Genomic DNA, 18,293 nt, shown 5'->3' on the forward strand with positions numbered 1-18,293 from the left:
CAACAATATGACGCGCTGACCACCGGCCAATGGCCACTTTTTTGGGTATTAATGGAACTAAATATGAAAAAAATGGTGAACTTTCGAATTGCATTAAGCCTGATGTTTGTTTTTGCTGTTGCAGGCTGTAAAACACCGCCAAAAATGACAGATGACACAATGGTCACCAATACCGTTGATGGCACTACCCTGATTCACCGTCATGCCGTAGCTGCGCCTGCACAGTTCACCGCCGTCAATGAGAGTTACCGTGCCCTGTATCCTGCCTCTGTGATGACACGCCCGGATTTTGGCGGCAAGGTCGTGGAAACGCTGAAAACGGGTGAAACCTATACCGTTGTGGGTCAGGTAGAAAATAACTGGCTGGCACTGGGCGAAGAAGCTGACGCGGTTTCACCCCCCGCAACTGACGCGAAAGCCACCGACAGTAAGGGCGCCGCGCCTCAGGCACCGACCAATGCGGTCAAAGTCATTGGCTATGTGCCTTTCCGTGCAGTGGTAAAAAGCGATTTATACGACCAAACCATCAAAGCCGATCAGCCTAAGCGTCGTGCGCGTGCCGCCGCGAAGAAAAAGACCTGTGTCTCTGTTGATGGCAACAGCCAGGCCTGCCAGAACAGCAATAACGGTACCTGGATCATTAACTAAGTCAGGGGCAGGGAGGGGCAGATATGGCACATACCCACTTGCGCGCTGGCCTGAAAAAATGGCTCTGGCCCTTCCTGCTATTTCTGCTGACCGCATGCAGTAGCAGTAAGCCCGATATCGCGCGCTACAACCTGAATTTTCAGGCGCATCCCCCCATCAACGCCGGCGCGCCGCTCAAAGTGCGCGTCATGCTGTTGACGTCGGATGCCGAGTTTATGTCCGCTGATTTCTTCACATTACAGAATCAACCCGCGACAGCATTAGGCAATACGCTGCTTAACAGTCAGCAGTTTTTCCTGATGTCCGGTCAGCTCAGTAAAACGCTGAGTGCGAAAAGCCTGCCTGAGGCACGGTTTATCGGCATCATGGCGGAATATCAAAAGCTGGATGGCAAAGTGTGGCGGCTGGCGCTGCCTTTCCCGGACAGCGACAGCAGTTCATTCTGGCAGTTCTGGAAAAGCAATGATGGTGAGCTAAACGCCAACATTATCGTTGACGATGCCGGTATGCGTCCCGTTAAGCAATAACACCGTCTTCAAAGGATGATTATGAACAGAGCCGAAAAGGTTGTTTGGGCGGAAGGGATGTTTTTGCGTCCTCACCATTTCCAGCAGGCAGAAAATTTTCTGCAAAGCTCGCTGCGTGAATGGGGCCAGTCGCAACGTCCTTACATTTGGGGATTTTTCGATCTCGAATTTGATGAAGCGCTGTTACGGCAGGGCAAGCTGGCGCTCAATGCCGCCAGTGGATGTCTGCCGGATGGGACGTTTTTTGCTTTCAGCCAGCCCCAGCAAGGTCCAGCCCCATTAGACGTGCCCGCGAATATTGACCGGGCGAAAGTGGTGCTGGCCATCCCCGCGCGGCGTAATGGCCGCGAAGCGGTAACGTTTGAAGATGCGCCAGATTCTCTGGCGCGCTATCTCGCCTGGGAAACGGAAGTCGAAGATGACAACGCGCAGGCTGTTGGCACCGCCACTGTCCAGTTTGGCAAGCTTCGCCTGCGGTTAATGCTGGAGCAGGATCTGACCGCAGAGTGGACGGCCATGGGCGTGGCGCAGATTGTTGAAAAACGCAGTGACAACCACATTCGTTTAGACAATGACTATATCCCTCCTACCTTAACGCTTGCAGGCAGTCGTCCGCTTCAGAGCATGATGACGGATTTGCACGGTATGATTCAGCAGCGCAGCCAGCAACTGAGCCAGCGCGCGCCAGGTACCGGGCGTTTTAACAGTGCAGATATGGTGGATTTCATGCTGCTGGCGCTCCTTAATCGCCAGTTGGGGCTGCACGCTCATCTGCAGCACCTGCCGTTACTGCATCCTGAAACGCTCTACAGCCACTGGTTACAACTGGCCGCGGAACTGGCAACCTGGACGCAGGCCCGTACGCCTGACGCGCTTCCCCTTTACGATCACGATGATCTGCAAGGTTGCTTTTCGCGCCTCACCCTGTTGCTGCGTCAGGGGCTGTCGCAGGTCATGGAAGAGAGCGCCATTCAACTGCCACTGACGCAGCGTTCACACGGCCTGAACGTCGCCACCGTGCCAGACAACAGCATGGTGCGTGAATTTGGCTTTGTGCTGGCCGTCAAGGCAAGCGTTCCCGCCGATGCACTCAAAACCCATTTCCCGGCACAGATGAAGGTCGCGCCTGTGACCAAAATTCGCGATCTCGTGCAGTTGCAGCTTCCGGGGCTGGCCCTGAGAGCCATGCCTGGCGCGCCCCCGCAAATCCCCTGGCACGCGGGATACAGCTATTTTGAGTTGGATAAAAATAGCGAGCTGTGGCAGGAGATGGAACGATCGGGTGCCTTCGCGCTGCACCTTGCCGGTGAGTTTCCGGGCCTGAACATGGAGTTCTGGGCCATTCGCAGTCAGTCAGAATAATTCAAACTGAGCAGGCATGATGCAGGAACAAAACAAACCGAACAGTGATGCTTTTCAGCAGGAGTTAAGTCTGAGCCATCAGAACACGCTGGTAGCCGCAGCTAATCCGCTGATCAACGCCATTCCCCAGATTCGTCACTCGGTATCGCACGACGATCCCGCCCGTTTACGCCAGCAACTTATCGAACAGATTCGTCGTTTCGAGCTGGCCTGCCAGCAGTCGGGTCTGAGCTACGAAGTGATCGTTGGCGCACGTTACTGCCTGTGTACGGCGCTGGACGAAGCCGCTGCGCTGACGCCCTGGGGCAGCCGCGGTGTGTGGACCAGTAATGGCTTGCTGGTAACTTTTCATAATGAAACCTGGGGTGGCGAAAAGTTTTTCCAGCTGCTGGCTAAACTGTCACAAAATCCGCGACAGCATATTCTGTTACTGGAGCTAATTTATTTCTGTCTGGTGCTGGGGTTCGAAGGGCGCTACCGCGTACTCGACAACGGGCGTTCACAACTGGACACCATTAAACAGCGCCTGCTGCAGATGATCCGAAGCGTCAGGGGAAGTTTTGCCGCTGCGCTTTCGCCGCATCCTACCGATCAACCGGTGTTGCGCAAACTGTGGCGACCGATGATTCCGCTGTGGGCCTGCGCCGCGCTGGCGGGCCTGGCGGCCTGCCTGTTCTACATTGTGCTTAACTGGCGGCTGGGGGATTACACCTCGCCGGTGCTGGCCAAAATTTATCAGACGACACTGCCCGAAGTGCAGATTCGAAATCCGGCACCGCCGCCGCCGCCGTCACTGAACCTGAAGTCCTTCCTCAAACCAGAAATCGATGAAGGCCTGGTCGCGGTGCGTGACGAGGCCGATCAGAGCGTGGTGACGCTGAAAGGAGACGGCTTATTCGCCTCTGGATCAACGGAAGTTCGTGGGCGTTACGATGCGGTGATTCAGCGCATTGCCGAGGCCATGAACAACGTCAGCGGGAAAATCCTGGTCGTGGGATACAGCGATAACGTGCCGATTCGCAGTGCACGTTTTGCGTCGAACTACGAGCTGTCGCTGGCTCGCGCTCAGTCCGTTCAGAACCTGTTGCAAAAACAGCTGGCCAATCCGTCACGTGTCAAAGCGGAAGGGCGGGGCGAAACGCACCCGCTGGTGCCTAATAACAGTGCAGAGAACCGCGCCCGCAACCGTCGTGTTGAAATCACGCTGCAGGTCGCACCTGACACGACGAAAGCTGAACTTAACGGCCTGGCAAGAGGGAACTAATCCATGCTGAATGTCCTGTTTTCGATACTGACCAGCCGCCTGGCGTGGGGCTTCGTCGGTATCACAGCGTTATCATTTATCATTTGGGTCATCGGCCCGGTGTTCTCGATAGTGGATTCCCGGCCGCTGGAGTCTGAACAAAACCGCATGATCAGTATTGCGCTGCTGTATGTGGTCTGGGGCCTGAGTCAGGCGATTCCACGTCTGTATAACTACTGGCTGAACCGCAAACTGATGTCCAGTCTGGAGACCAGCAAACCGGACGCACCTGAGGAAGAGCGCAAACGCCTGACCAGTGAGGATCAGGTGCTTGCCAGCCGCTTCTCTGAAGCGACAGAAATGCTAAAAAAGGCGCATTTTCAGCGCCAGAGCAGCAAAGGCGCCCCTTTCTGGGCGCAGCGCTTCAGCCATCAGTACCTGTACCAACTGCCGTGGTACATGATTATCGGTGCGCCTGGCGCGGGTAAAACGACGGCGCTGGTGAATTCCGGTTTGCAGTTTCCGTTGGCCGATAAATTTGGCAAAGCGGCCTTACGCGGTATTGGCGGAACACGAAACTGCGACTGGTGGTTTACAAATGAAGCTGTCCTGCTGGATACCGCAGGACGCTATACCACGCAGGAAAGTCAGCAGGAGCGTGATGCCAGTGAATGGCACCATTTTCTGGCGCTGCTGCGCAAATACCGTGGCCGTCAGCCTGTAAACGGCGTCATTGTGACACTCAGCGTGGCTGATCTGTTGTCGCAATCGCCCGACGCCATGCGTAATCAGGCGATGGCGCTGCGTCAGCGCCTGATGGAACTTCACGATCAACTGGGCATTCGCTTTCCGGTTTATGTGCTGGTCACTAAAGCTGACCTGTTAAAAGGTTTCCGCAGTTATTTTGCCAGCCTGGATAAAACACAGCGCGAACAGATCTGGGGATTTACCTTCCCATGGGCGAAAGCGTCGACAGCGGATTTCGAACTGAGCAGCCAGTTCCAGCAGGAATATGCTCTGTTGCAACAGCGGCTGGATGCCGGGCTGGCGGATGTTCTGCTGGCGGAAAGTGATGCGCAGGCGCGGGCAGAAAGTTATCTGTTCCCACAAGAATTTGCCGCGCTGCGCCCACAGTTGGCTGAAGCGCTGGATATTCTCTTTGCCCGTTCTGATTTCGAAACGCAGTTTGCGCCGCGCGGGATCTATTTCGCCAGCGGCACCCAGGAAGGGCTGCCATTTGACCGTGTGATGGGCGAACTGACACGTGCACTGCACTTGCCGGGCCAGCAGCAGGGCGAGTCAGGTAGCTGGGACAAGGTGGATAAAGAGGCCCCGATTCCGCAGAACAAAGGCCAGAGTTTCTTCCTGAAAGGGGTGCTGGAAAACGTCATCTTTCAGGAGTCGGGCCTGGCGGGCAGCAATCGCTGGTGGGAACTCCGTAATCGCGTAGGGCTCTGGTCGGGCTACCTGGCCTTGCTTATCCTGGTGCTGATTGCGGGGACATTGTGGCTGATCAGCTATAACAAAAATAAAACTTATCTGCAGGAGATGGCGGCCAAAACGCCGCAGGTCGAGCAACTGGGTGACAAACTGCAAAAAGAGGTGAACGGTAACCTGTTTGCGCTGGTCCCTTATCTCAACACGCTGTTGCACCTGCCGGAAAGCGCGTCTTTTTCCCTGGAGCATCCGCCACTGACGCGTCGCATGGGGCTGTATCGGGGTACGGAAGTGAGTGACGCCACGCAGGCGTTATACGATCGCGCACTTAAACAACTGTTGATGCCACAAGTGGCGCAAAATATTACCCGCTGGTTACGCAATGACAACGGCAGCGATGCCGATTACAGCTATGAAGCCCTGAAGGCTTATCAGATGCTGTATCAGCCAAAGCACTATGACGGTAAGTTTCTTCAGGCGTGGATGATGTTAAATATCTCCCGTGAACTGCCTCAGGATGTGACGCAGGCGGAGGTGAAACAGCTGGCGTGGCACCTGCAGCAGTTGCTGGAAACACAGATCCAGTCCTCGCCCTATGCGAAGGATGACGCGCTGGTAAAGCGCGAGCAGGCGCTGATTAGTCAGATGCCGCTGTCACAGCGCGTTTACGGACGCCTGAAACGCCTGCTGGAACGCGATAGTGCATTGTCACCCGTGACCCTGGCTGCCTTGGGTGGGCCGCAAAGCGAACTGGTGTTCTCACGTAAAAGCGGTAAATCCGTGAATGAAGGCGTGTCCGGACTTTTCACGCCCGATGGCTACTGGAACCACGTTGATAAAGAGATCGCCCCCGTGACGGATGCCCTCTACAAGGATGATATCTGGGTGCTGGGCGGCGAAACGGCCCATGAAGACAGCAAACAAACCGATATGGCGGTGCGTCAGCTGTATATTCAGGACTATATTCGCCAGTGGGAGCAGTTTCTCAGCGATATCCAGCTCAACAGCAGTGCTGATTTAACGCAGCGTATTAATACCGCACGTCTGTTATCCAGTAACCATTCCCCGCTGCGGCAACTGGTTATTAATTTAAGTAAACAGCTCACGCTGACGCGGGCACAATCTGATGACAAGAGCGCGAAAAACGCTGCAGCCGCGTCAGATAACAGTGCCACGCGCACGTTACAGGCACTGTTTACCTCGCCGCGCTCGAATGGTGAACAGGGTGCGGTGCAGCAAACGCCTGAACAAGCGGTAACGGCCCATTTCGCACCGATTATCGAACTGGCACAGCCATTGCAGCAGGGCAGCAAAGTGCTGGCCGTGGATGATTTCCTGAAGCAGATTGACGATCTCTATCGTTACCTCACGGCCGTACAGGACGCGGCGAACAGCGGAATGCCAGCGCCCTCCAGTGATGCGATCAGCCGTCTGCAGGCCAGCGCGGGCCGTTTGCCTGGCTCGCTGCAAAATATGGTCTCCGGTATGGCTGTCGGTGCCAGCAGTGATGCACAGCGTCGCGATATGGATAACGTCCGCAAGCGCATTACCATGGAAGTTGGCAGTTTCTGTCGCCAGGCGATTGCCGGCCGCTATCCTTTAGTGCGCAACGCGCGAAGTGAAGTCACGCCTGACGACCTGGCGCGCATGTTTGCGCCAGGCAGCGGACTGATGGACAGCTTCTTCCGGGACAATCTGGCCAGTAAAGTGGATACCACCCGCGCGGCATGGCGTTTCACGCCGGGCATTGATGGTAAAACGTTACCGGGGGGCGAAGCGCTGCTGCGTCCGTTCCAGCAGGCTCAGTCGATTCGCGATGCGTTTTTTGCCAATGGTGCCACCACGCCTTCTTTCCGCGTGACGTTGCGCACGGTAAAAATGGACAACGACATTCTTAATATGACGCTGGACGTGGACGGGCAAATCTTACGCTACAGTCATGGTCCACAGGCGGTGCAGTTAGTCAGCTGGCCCGGTCCGGGGGGAACCAGTCAGGTGCGCATGCAACTGGGCCTGACGAATGGCACGACCTCCACGCTGACCACCAGCGGGCCATGGGCGCTTAATCGCTTCTTTGACCGCGCACAGGTCACCTCGGTCGGCGGACTGACGCGCGAAGCCAGCTTTAATGTGGACGGCCATAATGTGACGTTGTCCTTTACGCCGGGCAGCATCAGGAACCCCTTCCAGCTCCCTGCATTTAGCTGTCCCTGAAACAGGATCTGACTATGACTCAATACGCAGCACCTGGCTGGTACGGCAAACTGCCCAGTTCGGGTGATTTCGTAAAACGACGTTTCCCCGATACCCTGCAGCGCCAGTGGTCGAACTGGTTTCAGGTAGGATTGCATCACTGGCAAACCAGTGCGGAAGGCGAGCATTCCGCGTCCCGGGCCTTTCTTAAAGCGCCCGTGTGGAATTTTGTCATACCGCCCATGTTAGGTACGCAGCTGATTCAGATGGGCTGCCTGACCGCCGCCCGCGACAGCGTCGGGCGACATTATCCGCTCTGTGCGTTGCGCTACTTTACGCCAACGGAATGGGCCCCGTTATTGCTGGCCCGCGCCGGTGACTGGTATCACCAGATGGGCAATACCTTGTTGCGGGCGGTTCAGGAGGATGGCACGCCCGAGCAGTTTGATCAGGCGTTGTTAAGTATTCCCCTTCCACAGCCTCAGGAAGGCGAAGCCTCATCGGATATCTTATCGGTGATCGGCAGCGGGGAGAATAATGCCTCCACCCTGAGCTGGAATTTGCCATCACAGAGTTTTGATCCCCAGTTTCAAAGCAGTTTTTGGTGGACCAATCAGAGCGACGGTTTTCCGCTTTATACCCATGTCCACAGCGGCAACCTGACAGCGCAGTTATTTTCGCTGTTATTCGATCCGGCGGGCGGTGCAAAGCCCGGGCGAAATGGACTTTATCCTCCTATGTTTGAATCCTGAGGCGAAACGGATGAGTATTGATATTGACACGTTGCTGATACCGGTAAGCCACGATAATCCCTGCGGGGATAACCTGGAATACGATGCGGATTTTCAGGCGATGGAACAGGCCAGCGTAGGCAAAGCCGAGCAGCAGTTCGGCAATACCATCATTCCGGCCGAACCGGCTGACTGGAACAAGGTCGAAAAGCTGGCACTGGATTTAATGAGCCGCAGTAAAGACTTACGCGTCATGCTCACGCTGACGCACGCCTGGACTCGTCTCAAAGGGTTGCCCGGCTATGCACAGGGGTTGCAACTGATTGAGCAGGCCATGTCGCAGTACTGGGAAACCTTGTGGCCACGTCTGGAAGAAGATGGCCAGCCCGATCCCTTTTACCGCATCAATGCCCTGGCCGTGCTGGGCGACCAGTCAGCCCTGGCGGGCGCGGTGCGCCAGTCGTGGCTGCTGCGTTATGCTTCCGACGGGATTACGCTTCGCGATGCCGCTGCATTATGTGACGGCAGTAAAACGGAAGTGCCAGACTACCCTGGCGGCCTGCCGCGTCTTAATGATGAACTGGCGCGAGGCGAGCAACCCGGCGTTGCGGCCATTCAGGACATTGGCGAACGTTTGCAGCGCATTCGTAGCCTGGTGACTGAAAAGCTGGATGAAACGGCCTTACCGGATATGAGTCAGCTTCAGCGCAGCTTCGCCATGCTGAATGAGCGTTGCCAGGCCACCGATATCGGCGCGTTACAGTCTCTGGCAGCGGCCGTACAGTCTGCACCGGAAACTGAAAACCCAACCGCGCCCAGGGCCGCGTCGCGCGCCGCTACAGACTGGCGCAGTGCTCAGCTTAACTCGCGTGCTGAAGCGCAGTTAATGCTGGAAAAAGTGAAACAGTACTTTGCGCAGCACGAGCCCAGCCATCCGGCACCGTTGATGATTGACCGTGTACAGCGCCTGATCGAACTCGACTTTATGGACATCATTCGCGACCTTGCGCCGGATGGTGTACATCAGTTAGAAAACATTTTTGGACGCCGCGACTAAGCTATCAGTGAAGTCTTAACGCAGCGAGACCTGCGCGCCTCCTGCGAGCCAGTAACCGCGCATTATTTATGGAGAGAACCATGCCAACAATGAAGTCCAGTGGGCAGAAATTTATCGCCCGCAATCGCGCGCCACGCGTTCAGATTGAATATGACGTGGAAGTTTATGGTGCAGAACGAAAAATTCAGCTGCCCTTCATCATGGGCGTACTGGCCGATTTAGCCGGTAAGCCGCTGGAGCCGCAGGCCAGCGTTGACGACCGCAAATTCCTGGAAATCGACATCGATAACTTCGATGAGCGCATGAAAGCCATGAAGCCACGCGCTGCATTCCAGGTCGACAATACGCTGAACGGCGACGGCAAACTGAATATTGACCTGACTTTTGAAAGCATGGACGATTTCTCCCCGGATGCCATTGCCCGTAAAGTCGAACCACTTAACAGCCTGCTGGAAGCACGTACTCAGCTTTCAAATCTGCTGACCTATATGGATGGCAAAAATGGCGCTGAAGAGCTTATCGGCAAAATTCTTCAGGATCCGACCCTGCTGCAGGCGCTGACGCATGTGCCTAAGCAGGCGGATGCCGCAGAAGGGAAGGAGGAGCAATAATGAATCAGACTTCTCAACAACCCCAGTCACAGGGCGATGCCAGTTTTAGTCAGGACGAGTTTAGTGCCTTACTGAACAAAGAGTTTCGTCCAAAGAGTGATCAGGCGCGCGAAGCGGTAGAAAGCGCGGTGAAAACGCTGGCACAACAGGCGCTGGAAAATACGGTGACCGTTTCCAGCGATGCTTACCGCACCATTCAGGCATTGATTGCTGAGATTGATGAAAAGCTGTCTCAGCAGGTCAATCAGATTATTCACCATGAAGAGTTTCAGAAGCTGGAAAGCGCCTGGCGCGGTCTGAGCTATCTGGTGAATAACACGGAAACCGATGAGATGCTGAAGATTCGTTTCATGAGCATCTCTAAACAGGAGCTGGGTCGCACGCTCAAGCGCTATAAAGGCGTGGGCTGGGATCAAAGTCCGCTGTTTAAGAAAATCTATGAACAGGAATACGGCCAGTTCGGTGGCGAGCCGTTCGGTTGCCTGGTCGGCGATTACTACTTCGACCACAGCCCACAGGACGTTGAGCTGCTGGGCGAGATGGCCCGCATCGGTGCGGCCGCGCACTGTCCGTTTATCACCGGTACCGCGCCAGGCGTTATGCAGATGGAATCCTGGCAGGAGCTGGCGAATCCACGCGATCTGACCAAAATCTTCCAGAATACCGAATATGCCGCCTGGCGCAGCCTGCGCGAATCGGAAGATGCGCGTTACCTGGGCCTGGTAATGCCGCGCTTCCTGTCTCGTCTGCCTTACGGCATTCGTACCAACCCGGTTGACAGCTTCGATTTTGAAGAGCAGACCGATGGCTCGGATCACAGCAACTACAGCTGGACCAACGCAGCTTATGCGATGGCGGCCAACATCAACCGTTCATTTAAAGAGTACGGCTGGTGTACCTCCATCCGTGGCGTGGAATCAGGTGGCGCAGTGGAAAACCTGCCCTGCCATACGTTCCCCAGCGATGACGGCGGCGTGGACATGAAGTGCCCGACCGAGATCGCCATCAGCGATCGTCGTGAAGCCGAACTGGCGAAAAATGGCTTTATGCCGCTGGTCCACCGTAAAAACTCTGACTTCGCCGCGTTTATTGGCGCACAGTCGCTGCAAAAACCGGCGGAATACCACGATGCGGACGCCACCGCGAATGCTCGTCTGGCTGCCCGTCTGCCGTACCTGTTCGCCTGCTGCCGTTTCGCTCACTACCTGAAGTGCATTGTGCGCGACAAGATTGGTTCATTCCGTGAGCGTGACGATATGGAACGCTGGCTGAATGACTGGATAATGAACTATGTCGATGGTGACCCGGCTAACTCTTCACAGGAAACCAAATCACGCAAGCCACTGGCTGCGGCGGAGGTGAATGTGGAAGAGCAGGAAGACAACCCTGGCTACTATGCGGCGAAGTTCTTCCTGCGCCCGCATTATCAGCTGGAAGGATTAACAGTGTCGCTGCGTCTGGTATCGAAGCTCCCTTCGCTGAAGTCGAACGAGAATTAAATTTTTTTGCAATGTAAAGCACGTCCAGGTGGCGTGCTTTTCAGACGATTAAGCATGACTTTTTTCACTTCCAAAATTCTGTTTCCCGTAAAATAAACCTTTTCTGAAAATACTGGCTCCGGTAGAAGGTCTACGGGTTTCGACCGGGCTATAAAGGTATAATGACAGGCTGCCCAATCAGATATTTTGCTGTTCCAGGTCGGCCAGATAAATAATTAGCTTAACTGTTCTGTTATCGCTGTGAGAATGGATAGGGGTTAAGTCATCAGCCTGCAACAGAATGAACGACATAATTAAATTTAGCGTATATACGACGGATGCCTTGTGTGCGTCAGCATTCATTTGACATACCGATACGGCAAAAAAATCTCCTGCTGTGGCAGTTTATTGTAGTGGGACCCTTCGGGAAGCCTGTAGCACTCCCGAAGTCGAGGCAAAAGTAAAATATGGACTGTTTTATTCAGCCCCATGCTTTTCTCTTTGCCATATAGATGCTTTTTCGAAAGCGACAACTTTTTCCATAACGAAGAGTAAATATTATGGCTATTGATATGTATTTGAAGGTAGACGGCATTACGGGTGAATCTAAAGATTCTAACCATACCGGCTGGATTGATATTACCTCTTTCTCCTGGGGCGCTAATCAGCCGGGTAATATGAGCGTGGGCGGCGGTGGCGGTGCTGGTAAAGTTAACTTCAACGACCTGCACATTAATGCCAAAATCGACAAAGCGGTAACTGCATTGCTGAAAAACTGTGCCAGCGGTAAGCACGTTTCTAAGGTTGAAGTGTCAGTTTGTAAAGCGGGCGGCACGCAAATCGAATACACCCGAATTACCCTGGAAGATGTGCTGGTAACCAACGTTCAGTTCGTGGGTTCAGAGCACGATGACACCCTGGGCGTAACTTATGCATTCCAGGCTGCGAAAGTGAAACAGCAGTACTGGGAGCAGAGCTCTTCTGGTGGTAAAGGTGCAGAAACCAGCGCGGGCTGGAACATCAAAGAGAATAAAGAAGCTTAATTTTATTGCAGCCCTGAGAGGGGCTGCTCTTTCATTAATAAACTCAATTGCATATAAAAGGGATTTTAATATGACACTTTTACGCTTAGGCGATCGAGGTGATGCTGTTGCAGTTTTACAAAAATTGCTTGTAGATAAAAATTACAAAGTTTCAATAGATAAAATATTTGGAAAAAATACTGAGCTAGCAGTAAAGAAATTCCAAACTGATAATAAATTATATCCTGATGGCATTGTTGGAAGGAAAACCTGGGAGGCTTTAGGTAAAAGAATTGTACAGCCAGTTCCTCCCCCACCCATTAAGGGCGTTCAGGGTAGACAATTTGTAATCGGGATGAAACTTTCTGAAAGTGGAATTCAGGCACTTTATAAATTAGAATCGTTACGTGGTGTTAGCAACCACTTGCATTGGCCTGGTGGGAAAAGTGGTGTAACTTTAGGTGCGGGCTATGACATGCTCGAACGAACCCAAAGTGAGATAAAAGAAAAGCTTATTTCTATCGGTATCGATGCAAATTCTGCTGCTAAAGCAGCTGAAGGAGCAGCGAAAAGTCATAAAGCTGCGTCTGATTTTGCAGTACAAAATAAAGATCTTATTAATTTAACAAAGCAGCAGGAAATTGAGTTATTGAGATTAACTGTTCCACATTATGAAACATTAATTAAAAATAGGATAACAATACCGTTAACCCAATATGAATTTGATGCATTGGTATCATTCGCATATAACTCTGGAGGGGTTTTAAATAAAGTAACCAATGATATTAATAAGGGTAATGTCGGTGATGCGATGACAACGATAAAAAAAATAATCTATAGCGGTGGTAAAGTCTTTAAGGGTTTGGTTAATCGACGTAATTCTGAAGTTAAACTCTATCTTGAAGGGATTTATGATTTATGAAGAGTAATAAATTGACGTTTATGCCAGCCCTTTTAAGTAGTTTAATGCTTGTGTCTTCTTGTTATGCAAGTGGAGATATTGGAAGTAATATCATTGGGCAATGGATTGTCGAAAATGTTTATGTAGATGGTAATGACTCTTCAAGACCTGACTTTATCAGCAATGACCCAAACTTGGTTGGGCGAGTTATTAATTTCGACAAAAACAGTATTTCTGGTTCGATTCTTGTGGCAAAGGGGTGTGCATCTCCCTCCTATAATAAAAAAGACCCTATCACGGTAGCTCAGCTGCTTAACCTCACAGCCGGCGAAAGCGAAAATGAAAAAAACGATCTGGCGAATGATTACGGATTGCCTTTAGTTGCTAAAAATACGGTCGTTCCTTATGAAGTAAATTGCAAGTCAGGTATGTTTGGCCCTTCAGGTGAAAAAATTGGTAATTGGATCGTTGAAAAAAAAGATGGTGAACTGCTCACTAACTGGAATTCACAAAGCTACTTATTGTTAAAAAGGTTACCAGCTAATGTCAAACCCATGCCATCATTCAATTGTATTAAAGCGTCAACAGACACAGAAAAAGCTATATGTAGCAACAACGAATTAGCCGGTTGGGATAGGAGCGTTGCACAAGCCTATAGCATTGCGGTAAAACAAATAAAAAGTATTGACGTCGATGTAAAGTCTAAACTTTCAATGCTTCTAGTTTCGCAGAATAATTGGATTAAAAAGCGAAATGAATGTAAGGGCGACGAGAAATGTCTCTCGGAAAAGATGCAGAATAGAGTTTCTGAACTTGTTGAACAGTCCAAATAAAAGTTCATAATTCTTGAATGTTGAAAACACTAGTGGTTTTTTTAGGTGAGTAAATGTACTTTTTTTGGCTAAAAATGTAGAGTACTTCGTTTATTCACCTGTTTTTTAATTTTATTTATCATACTTGTTTTTATTACATCCAGAATGTCGAAATTACTATTTATGATTGAGCTATCGTTGCGGTTATTTATACCACTGAAGCCCCTGATCACTACGGAGATGATTACTACATTTTGGGATTAAAAAGTGGTGATGACAGTGTCTATTACGATCAGAGTGTTACTGAAAATTTTCAAAATTCTTATATAAAAAATCTCTCTGAACTTCGTAAGGCTTATCAAAAATAATTTTAATCAAACCTCTTTAGCAAACCAAACAAGGCTATATATTAATTTTAATTAAAGGGGTTTGCATATGAGATGTATGATTAAACTCCTTTGTACTATTGGTTGAAATTGATGTATTTCCCGCTATAAAAATAAATTTTGATGCAGCAGGTAATGATAGGCCTAATAGCACAGTATCTAGTCGTCATATCCATTGGCCTAAAGGAGCTTCTGGCGTAACAATCGGATGTGGTTTTGATATGGGTGGGCGTTCTAGTGATACGGTGAAAATAGACCTGATCCACGCTGGTGTTCCACAGGAAGAAGTTATTCTTCTGGCGAGAGGTGCTCGATTATCGCCTTCACAGTCAGACAAGTTCGTAAAAGAACACCGTAATGAGTATGGTATTATTAATCGTGTGGCTCAAGCTGAATTATTTGAAATGATATACCCTAAATACCTGGTTAGAGGGTAATCAATTTATCTTAGAAAACTTCTGGCTTCCCAGAAAGTACCCCTTTGTAAAACCTTAAACCTCCTATAAAATATATAGCTGTAGACTTTGCATATCAAGGGCTAGGTTTTGAAAGAACCATGAAAGCCTGCATGTATAACGATAACGATATCGATAAGTTAATGGATTTTATTGAAAATAATTCCCAAGTAAAAAGTTATGAGGGTAGACGCCAATGAGAAAATTATTTGAGAAAACATAAACAGGCGGAGATTTTTATGTGCAGGCAATATATTTATAGTTTGGCTTTTATCTTTTTTATATTTGGTCATTCAGCTTATGCGATGGATGATTGCTCTAAGGAAACAAGTGATCCGGCAGTGTTTACTTGTGCTGAAAAAACAAAAACACTGCAGAGCAAAAGTTAAATAATGAGTACTCGGCGGCAAAGAAACGCATCGATAAAGTCTTTCAAAACGAAGCTGAAGTCAAAAAAGAATATTTGAATATATTTCTTGAGTCACAGCGAAGCTGGCTAAAATATCGCGATGGGCAGTGTAAGTTATTTGCGCATGTTGCCGATAAAAACAGTAATCCTTATACGGTATTTACGAATAATTGTATTGCAGAACTTGATGAGGCAAGAACTAAACAGTTGGAACAGATCCCGTACGATTGATTGTTTTTAATATGCACCTGTTGTAATCCAGGTGCATATTATATTGTAAAGCTTTAGTAACTCTATCTATTTTTATATCCCGCCTTTCTCCCCGAGAGACGCGCGATATAGATGTCGAACAGCTAACCGCAGGAATCCGTGATGCGCTTTACGATAATAACCGCTAAACCCGGCCATCAACCGCCGCAAACCAGTTTTGATTTTCTTCCTCCCGGCGGCACAATTGGTCGTGGCGTGGATAACAATCTGGTACTGCCCGACGACGATCGCACGATTTCCCGCCTGCAGGCGATTGTGCATATCACTGCTGAAGGTGAATGCCGCCTGACGAATCGCGGTAACGTGACGCGCGTGCTGTTAAACGATATCCCACTGGAGCGGGGACGCCAGGTGGAATTGCAGGATGGCGACGTGCTGGGCATTGATGACTACCGCCTGCTGGTTAACGATCTTAACGGTGAACAGCAACCACAGCCGTCGCCTGTCGTGACGGCTGCACCAGCCAAAGCGCCGGTCATGAACGATGCGCCACCGGTCGCCGCACCAGTCACTGCCACAGCAAGTACGGCGGCCATTCCGAGTGAAATCTGGGACAGCCTGGCAAAAGAGTTTTCCATTTCGGATGATTTGTCGAAGCGTAAAACGCCGGCCCCCGATATGCCAGATGCCAATCCGTTAACTTCGACGGCGGCGAACCGTAATCCGGAAGATCCGCTGGCACAGTTGATCAGCGATAAGCCGCTGGATATCGGGCAACAGCCTAAAACCAGTAGTCTGTTTGATGAAGGCGATGCGCTCTTTGCGCAGGAAAGCATCTTTGATGATCGTACGCCGAGCACCTTATCAGCCCAGCAAAATGCTCAGGGACAGCCGAAAGTCGAGGCGCCATCGGGCGATCTGGATCCCCTGAATCTGTTTGGCAGTCAGAATACGCCCGACCCACGTCATCATGACGATCCCCTTGGATTAATGATGAGCGGCGCGGTGCCGCTGGCGCAACCTGAGGTGCCGGTTACACAACCTGAAGCAGGGCCAGCCCCGCAGAAACCGGCCCCGCATCCGCAAACGCCTGAGCCTGCTCCCGAACCGCGTGACAGCGCGCCGGTTGAGTTGGCCGAGTTAAGCAGCTCACCGCTGTTTGATCACACTGAAACGCAGCCCACTCACGATCCCGTATTCGAAACCGAGCCGGAGCCTGCGCAGACTGAAGGGGCGCAGAGTCCCATCGATTACGGTGGCATTACGTTACCGACGCCGCAGGCGGTTCAGCGTGCGCCTTCGCCGACGCCAAAAGGACGACTGCGTATTGATCCGGTTGCCTCGCACAACAATAACGGTGGGGCAGAGCAGACGACAGGAAACAGCAGTAGCGGTGATGCGTTGAAAGGTGAATTGCTGGATGCGCTGCTCGAAGGCATGGGTCTGCAGGATCTGCAACCAACGCCGCAATTCGACCGTGAGCAGATGCGGCAATTTGGCCAGATGCTGAGCATGTTTTCACAGGGAACGGTTGCGCTGCTCTCGTCGCGCTCAATTTTGAAACGCGGCGTGAAGGCGGATATGACGGTGATTCTCGACGACGCGAATAACCCGTTTAAACTGTTGCCCTCGGGCAAGACCGTGCTGATGCAGATGTTTGGAAGCCGCATGCCAGGCTTTATGCCACCACGTCAGGCGGTACGCGATGCGCTGATTGATTTGCAGGCCCACCAGTTGGGTATGATTGCCGGTATTCGTGCGATTATCGCCTCCATGCTGCAATCGTTTAATCCCGATCAACTGGAAGAAGAGGCGCGTCAGAACGGATTAATCTCACGCATTGGTCTGCTCGGTAATCGCAAAGCCGCGCTGTGGGAACATTTTGTTCAGCGCTATGGCGAAACCGCCGGTGAAATCGAAGATGACTTCCATACCTTGTTTGGCGAAGCCTTCTTGCACGCGTACGACATGGAAGTAAATCAGTATAAAGACTCACAAACCCACACGGATGACGCATGAATATCTCTACTGCTTCCACGTCGAATCAGGGCGACCGCGCCACCAATCAGGATCAAACCGGTGAGCGCATCGGTGAACGTTCGGCCTGCTTTGTGGTGTGCGATGGTGTGGCAGGGTTTCCTGGCGGTGATGTGGCAGCGAAAATTGCGCGCAGCAGCCTGATGGAAGCCTTCGATGGCAATGCGCACCTGGATGCGCAAACTATCCGCGATTACGTCAATTATGCCAACGACGCAATCCGGCAACAGCAAAAAGCCAACAGTCAGCACAGTCGCATGGGCACCACGCTGGTGAGTTTGTTTATCGACAGAGACTATGAGCTGGCTTACTGGGCACACGCAGGCGACAGCCGCCTGTATCTGTTTCGCCGCGGCTATCTCTATCATGTCACCACCGATCACAGCCTGGTGCAGCAAATGAAAGATGCCGGTCATCAGACCGAAGGCATCAACAGTAACCTGCTTTATTTCGCCCTGGGCATGGGCGATGAACAGCGTGATGCCAGCTATAGCGACGTGGTGCCTATTGAAGACGGCGACGCCTTTCTGCTGTGCACGGACGGCTTCTGGCATGGCGTCACGCTGGAACAAATGCAGCAATCGTTGCATATGGTGAACACGCCAGAAGAGTGGCTGACCCTGATGCAACAAATTATCAAAAACAGCCAACCGCAGGGTGGTCAGCAGGACAACTTCAGCGCCATGGCTGTCTGGGTAGGTTCCCCGGAAGACACCACTTTATTGCACTCGCTGTCAGATGCGGCGCAGTTTTTCCCTCTTCGAGATTGAGAAC

At 51.6% G+C, this 18,293-nt stretch carries 16 protein-coding genes; all 16 read left to right on the top strand.

Features of this window, described 5'->3' with window-relative positions:
• Positions 1-51 precede the first annotated feature (51 nt).
• Positions 52-648 carry a hypothetical protein gene (locus RAC90_RS00830; protein ID WP_033742175.1) on the top strand — a complete coding sequence of 199 codons (597 nt, stop codon included), beginning with the start codon at positions 52-54 and terminating at the stop codon, positions 646-648.
• Positions 649-671: 23 nt separating this feature from the next.
• On the top strand, positions 672-1,175 hold the full coding sequence (tssJ, locus tag RAC90_RS00835; protein WP_054633553.1) for a type VI secretion system lipoprotein TssJ: 504 nt from the start codon (positions 672-674) through the stop codon (positions 1,173-1,175).
• Positions 1,176-1,196: 21 nt separating this feature from the next.
• Complete coding sequence (gene tssK / locus RAC90_RS00840; protein ID WP_054633554.1) at positions 1,197-2,537, top strand: type VI secretion system baseplate subunit TssK; 1,341 nt, start codon at positions 1,197-1,199, stop codon at positions 2,535-2,537.
• A gap of 16 nt (positions 2,538-2,553) precedes the next feature.
• The gene (locus RAC90_RS00845; RefSeq protein WP_080752842.1) at positions 2,554-3,801 is read left to right on the top strand and encodes a DotU family type VI secretion system protein; all 1,248 of its coding nucleotides are present in this window, start codon (positions 2,554-2,556) and stop codon (positions 3,799-3,801) included.
• Between the two features lie 3 nt (positions 3,802-3,804).
• On the top strand, positions 3,805-7,431 hold the full coding sequence (tssM, locus tag RAC90_RS00850) for a type VI secretion system membrane subunit TssM (RefSeq protein WP_054633555.1): 3,627 nt from the start codon (positions 3,805-3,807) through the stop codon (positions 7,429-7,431).
• A 14-nt stretch (positions 7,432-7,445) separates the two neighbouring features.
• Complete coding sequence (tagF, locus tag RAC90_RS00855; protein ID WP_375123833.1) at positions 7,446-8,162, top strand: type VI secretion system-associated protein TagF; 717 nt, start codon at positions 7,446-7,448, stop codon at positions 8,160-8,162.
• 10 nt (positions 8,163-8,172) lie between these two features.
• Positions 8,173-9,198, top strand: coding sequence for a type VI secretion system protein TssA (gene tssA, locus RAC90_RS00860; protein WP_375123834.1), 1,026 nt, complete (start codon positions 8,173-8,175; stop codon positions 9,196-9,198).
• 80 nt (positions 9,199-9,278) lie between these two features.
• The gene (gene tssB / locus RAC90_RS00865) at positions 9,279-9,809 is read left to right on the top strand and encodes a type VI secretion system contractile sheath small subunit (protein ID WP_033742165.1); all 531 of its coding nucleotides are present in this window, start codon (positions 9,279-9,281) and stop codon (positions 9,807-9,809) included.
• Complete coding sequence (gene tssC / locus RAC90_RS00870; protein ID WP_033742163.1) at positions 9,809-11,308, top strand: type VI secretion system contractile sheath large subunit; 1,500 nt, start codon at positions 9,809-9,811, stop codon at positions 11,306-11,308. Before tssB ends, tssC begins: the two co-directional genes overlap by 1 nt.
• Before the next feature lie 539 nt (positions 11,309-11,847).
• On the top strand, positions 11,848-12,330 hold the full coding sequence (locus RAC90_RS00875) for a type VI secretion system tube protein Hcp (protein WP_033742159.1): 483 nt from the start codon (positions 11,848-11,850) through the stop codon (positions 12,328-12,330).
• Positions 12,281-13,231 carry a glycoside hydrolase family protein gene (locus tag RAC90_RS00880; RefSeq protein WP_253274961.1) on the top strand — a complete coding sequence of 317 codons (951 nt, stop codon included), beginning with the start codon at positions 12,281-12,283 and terminating at the stop codon, positions 13,229-13,231. Before RAC90_RS00875 ends, RAC90_RS00880 begins: the two co-directional genes overlap by 50 nt.
• Complete coding sequence (locus tag RAC90_RS00885; RefSeq protein WP_172912985.1) at positions 13,228-14,043, top strand: lysozyme inhibitor LprI family protein; 816 nt, start codon at positions 13,228-13,230, stop codon at positions 14,041-14,043. Before RAC90_RS00880 ends, RAC90_RS00885 begins: the two co-directional genes overlap by 4 nt.
• Before the next feature lie 445 nt (positions 14,044-14,488).
• Complete coding sequence (locus RAC90_RS00890) at positions 14,489-14,845, top strand: hypothetical protein (RefSeq protein ID WP_155489641.1); 357 nt, start codon at positions 14,489-14,491, stop codon at positions 14,843-14,845.
• Positions 14,846-15,281: 436 nt separating this feature from the next.
• The gene (locus RAC90_RS00895) at positions 15,282-15,503 is read left to right on the top strand and encodes a lysozyme inhibitor LprI family protein (protein WP_375123925.1); all 222 of its coding nucleotides are present in this window, start codon (positions 15,282-15,284) and stop codon (positions 15,501-15,503) included.
• A gap of 141 nt (positions 15,504-15,644) precedes the next feature.
• Complete coding sequence (gene tagH, locus RAC90_RS00900; protein WP_375123835.1) at positions 15,645-17,501, top strand: type VI secretion system-associated FHA domain protein TagH; 1,857 nt, start codon at positions 15,645-15,647, stop codon at positions 17,499-17,501.
• Complete coding sequence (locus tag RAC90_RS00905; RefSeq protein WP_039338221.1) at positions 17,498-18,289, top strand: PP2C family serine/threonine-protein phosphatase; 792 nt, start codon at positions 17,498-17,500, stop codon at positions 18,287-18,289. Before tagH ends, RAC90_RS00905 begins: the two co-directional genes overlap by 4 nt.
• The last annotated feature ends 4 nt before the right edge of the window (positions 18,290-18,293 follow it).

Source organism: Pantoea sp. CS_6 (assembly GCF_041954745.1).
GTDB lineage: Bacteria > Pseudomonadota > Gammaproteobacteria > Enterobacterales > Enterobacteriaceae > Pantoea > Pantoea stewartii.

Coding starts and splice junctions, on each gene's coding strand:
- RAC90_RS00830 (WP_033742175.1), top strand. CDS start 52: ATGGAACTAAATATGAAAAAAATGGTGAACTTTCGAATTGCATTAAGC.
- tssJ (WP_054633553.1), top strand. CDS start 672: ATGGCACATACCCACTTGCGCGCTGGCCTGAAAAAATGGCTCTGGCCC.
- tssK (WP_054633554.1), top strand. CDS start 1,197: ATGAACAGAGCCGAAAAGGTTGTTTGGGCGGAAGGGATGTTTTTGCGT.
- RAC90_RS00845 (WP_080752842.1), top strand. CDS start 2,554: ATGATGCAGGAACAAAACAAACCGAACAGTGATGCTTTTCAGCAGGAG.
- tssM (WP_054633555.1), top strand. CDS start 3,805: ATGCTGAATGTCCTGTTTTCGATACTGACCAGCCGCCTGGCGTGGGGC.
- tagF (WP_375123833.1), top strand. CDS start 7,446: ATGACTCAATACGCAGCACCTGGCTGGTACGGCAAACTGCCCAGTTCG.
- tssA (WP_375123834.1), top strand. CDS start 8,173: ATGAGTATTGATATTGACACGTTGCTGATACCGGTAAGCCACGATAAT.
- tssB (WP_033742165.1), top strand. CDS start 9,279: ATGCCAACAATGAAGTCCAGTGGGCAGAAATTTATCGCCCGCAATCGC.
- tssC (WP_033742163.1), top strand. CDS start 9,809: ATGAATCAGACTTCTCAACAACCCCAGTCACAGGGCGATGCCAGTTTT.
- RAC90_RS00875 (WP_033742159.1), top strand. CDS start 11,848: ATGGCTATTGATATGTATTTGAAGGTAGACGGCATTACGGGTGAATCT.
- RAC90_RS00885 (WP_172912985.1), top strand. CDS start 13,228: ATGAAGAGTAATAAATTGACGTTTATGCCAGCCCTTTTAAGTAGTTTA.
- tagH (WP_375123835.1), top strand. CDS start 15,645: ATGCGCTTTACGATAATAACCGCTAAACCCGGCCATCAACCGCCGCAA.
- RAC90_RS00905 (WP_039338221.1), top strand. CDS start 17,498: ATGAATATCTCTACTGCTTCCACGTCGAATCAGGGCGACCGCGCCACC.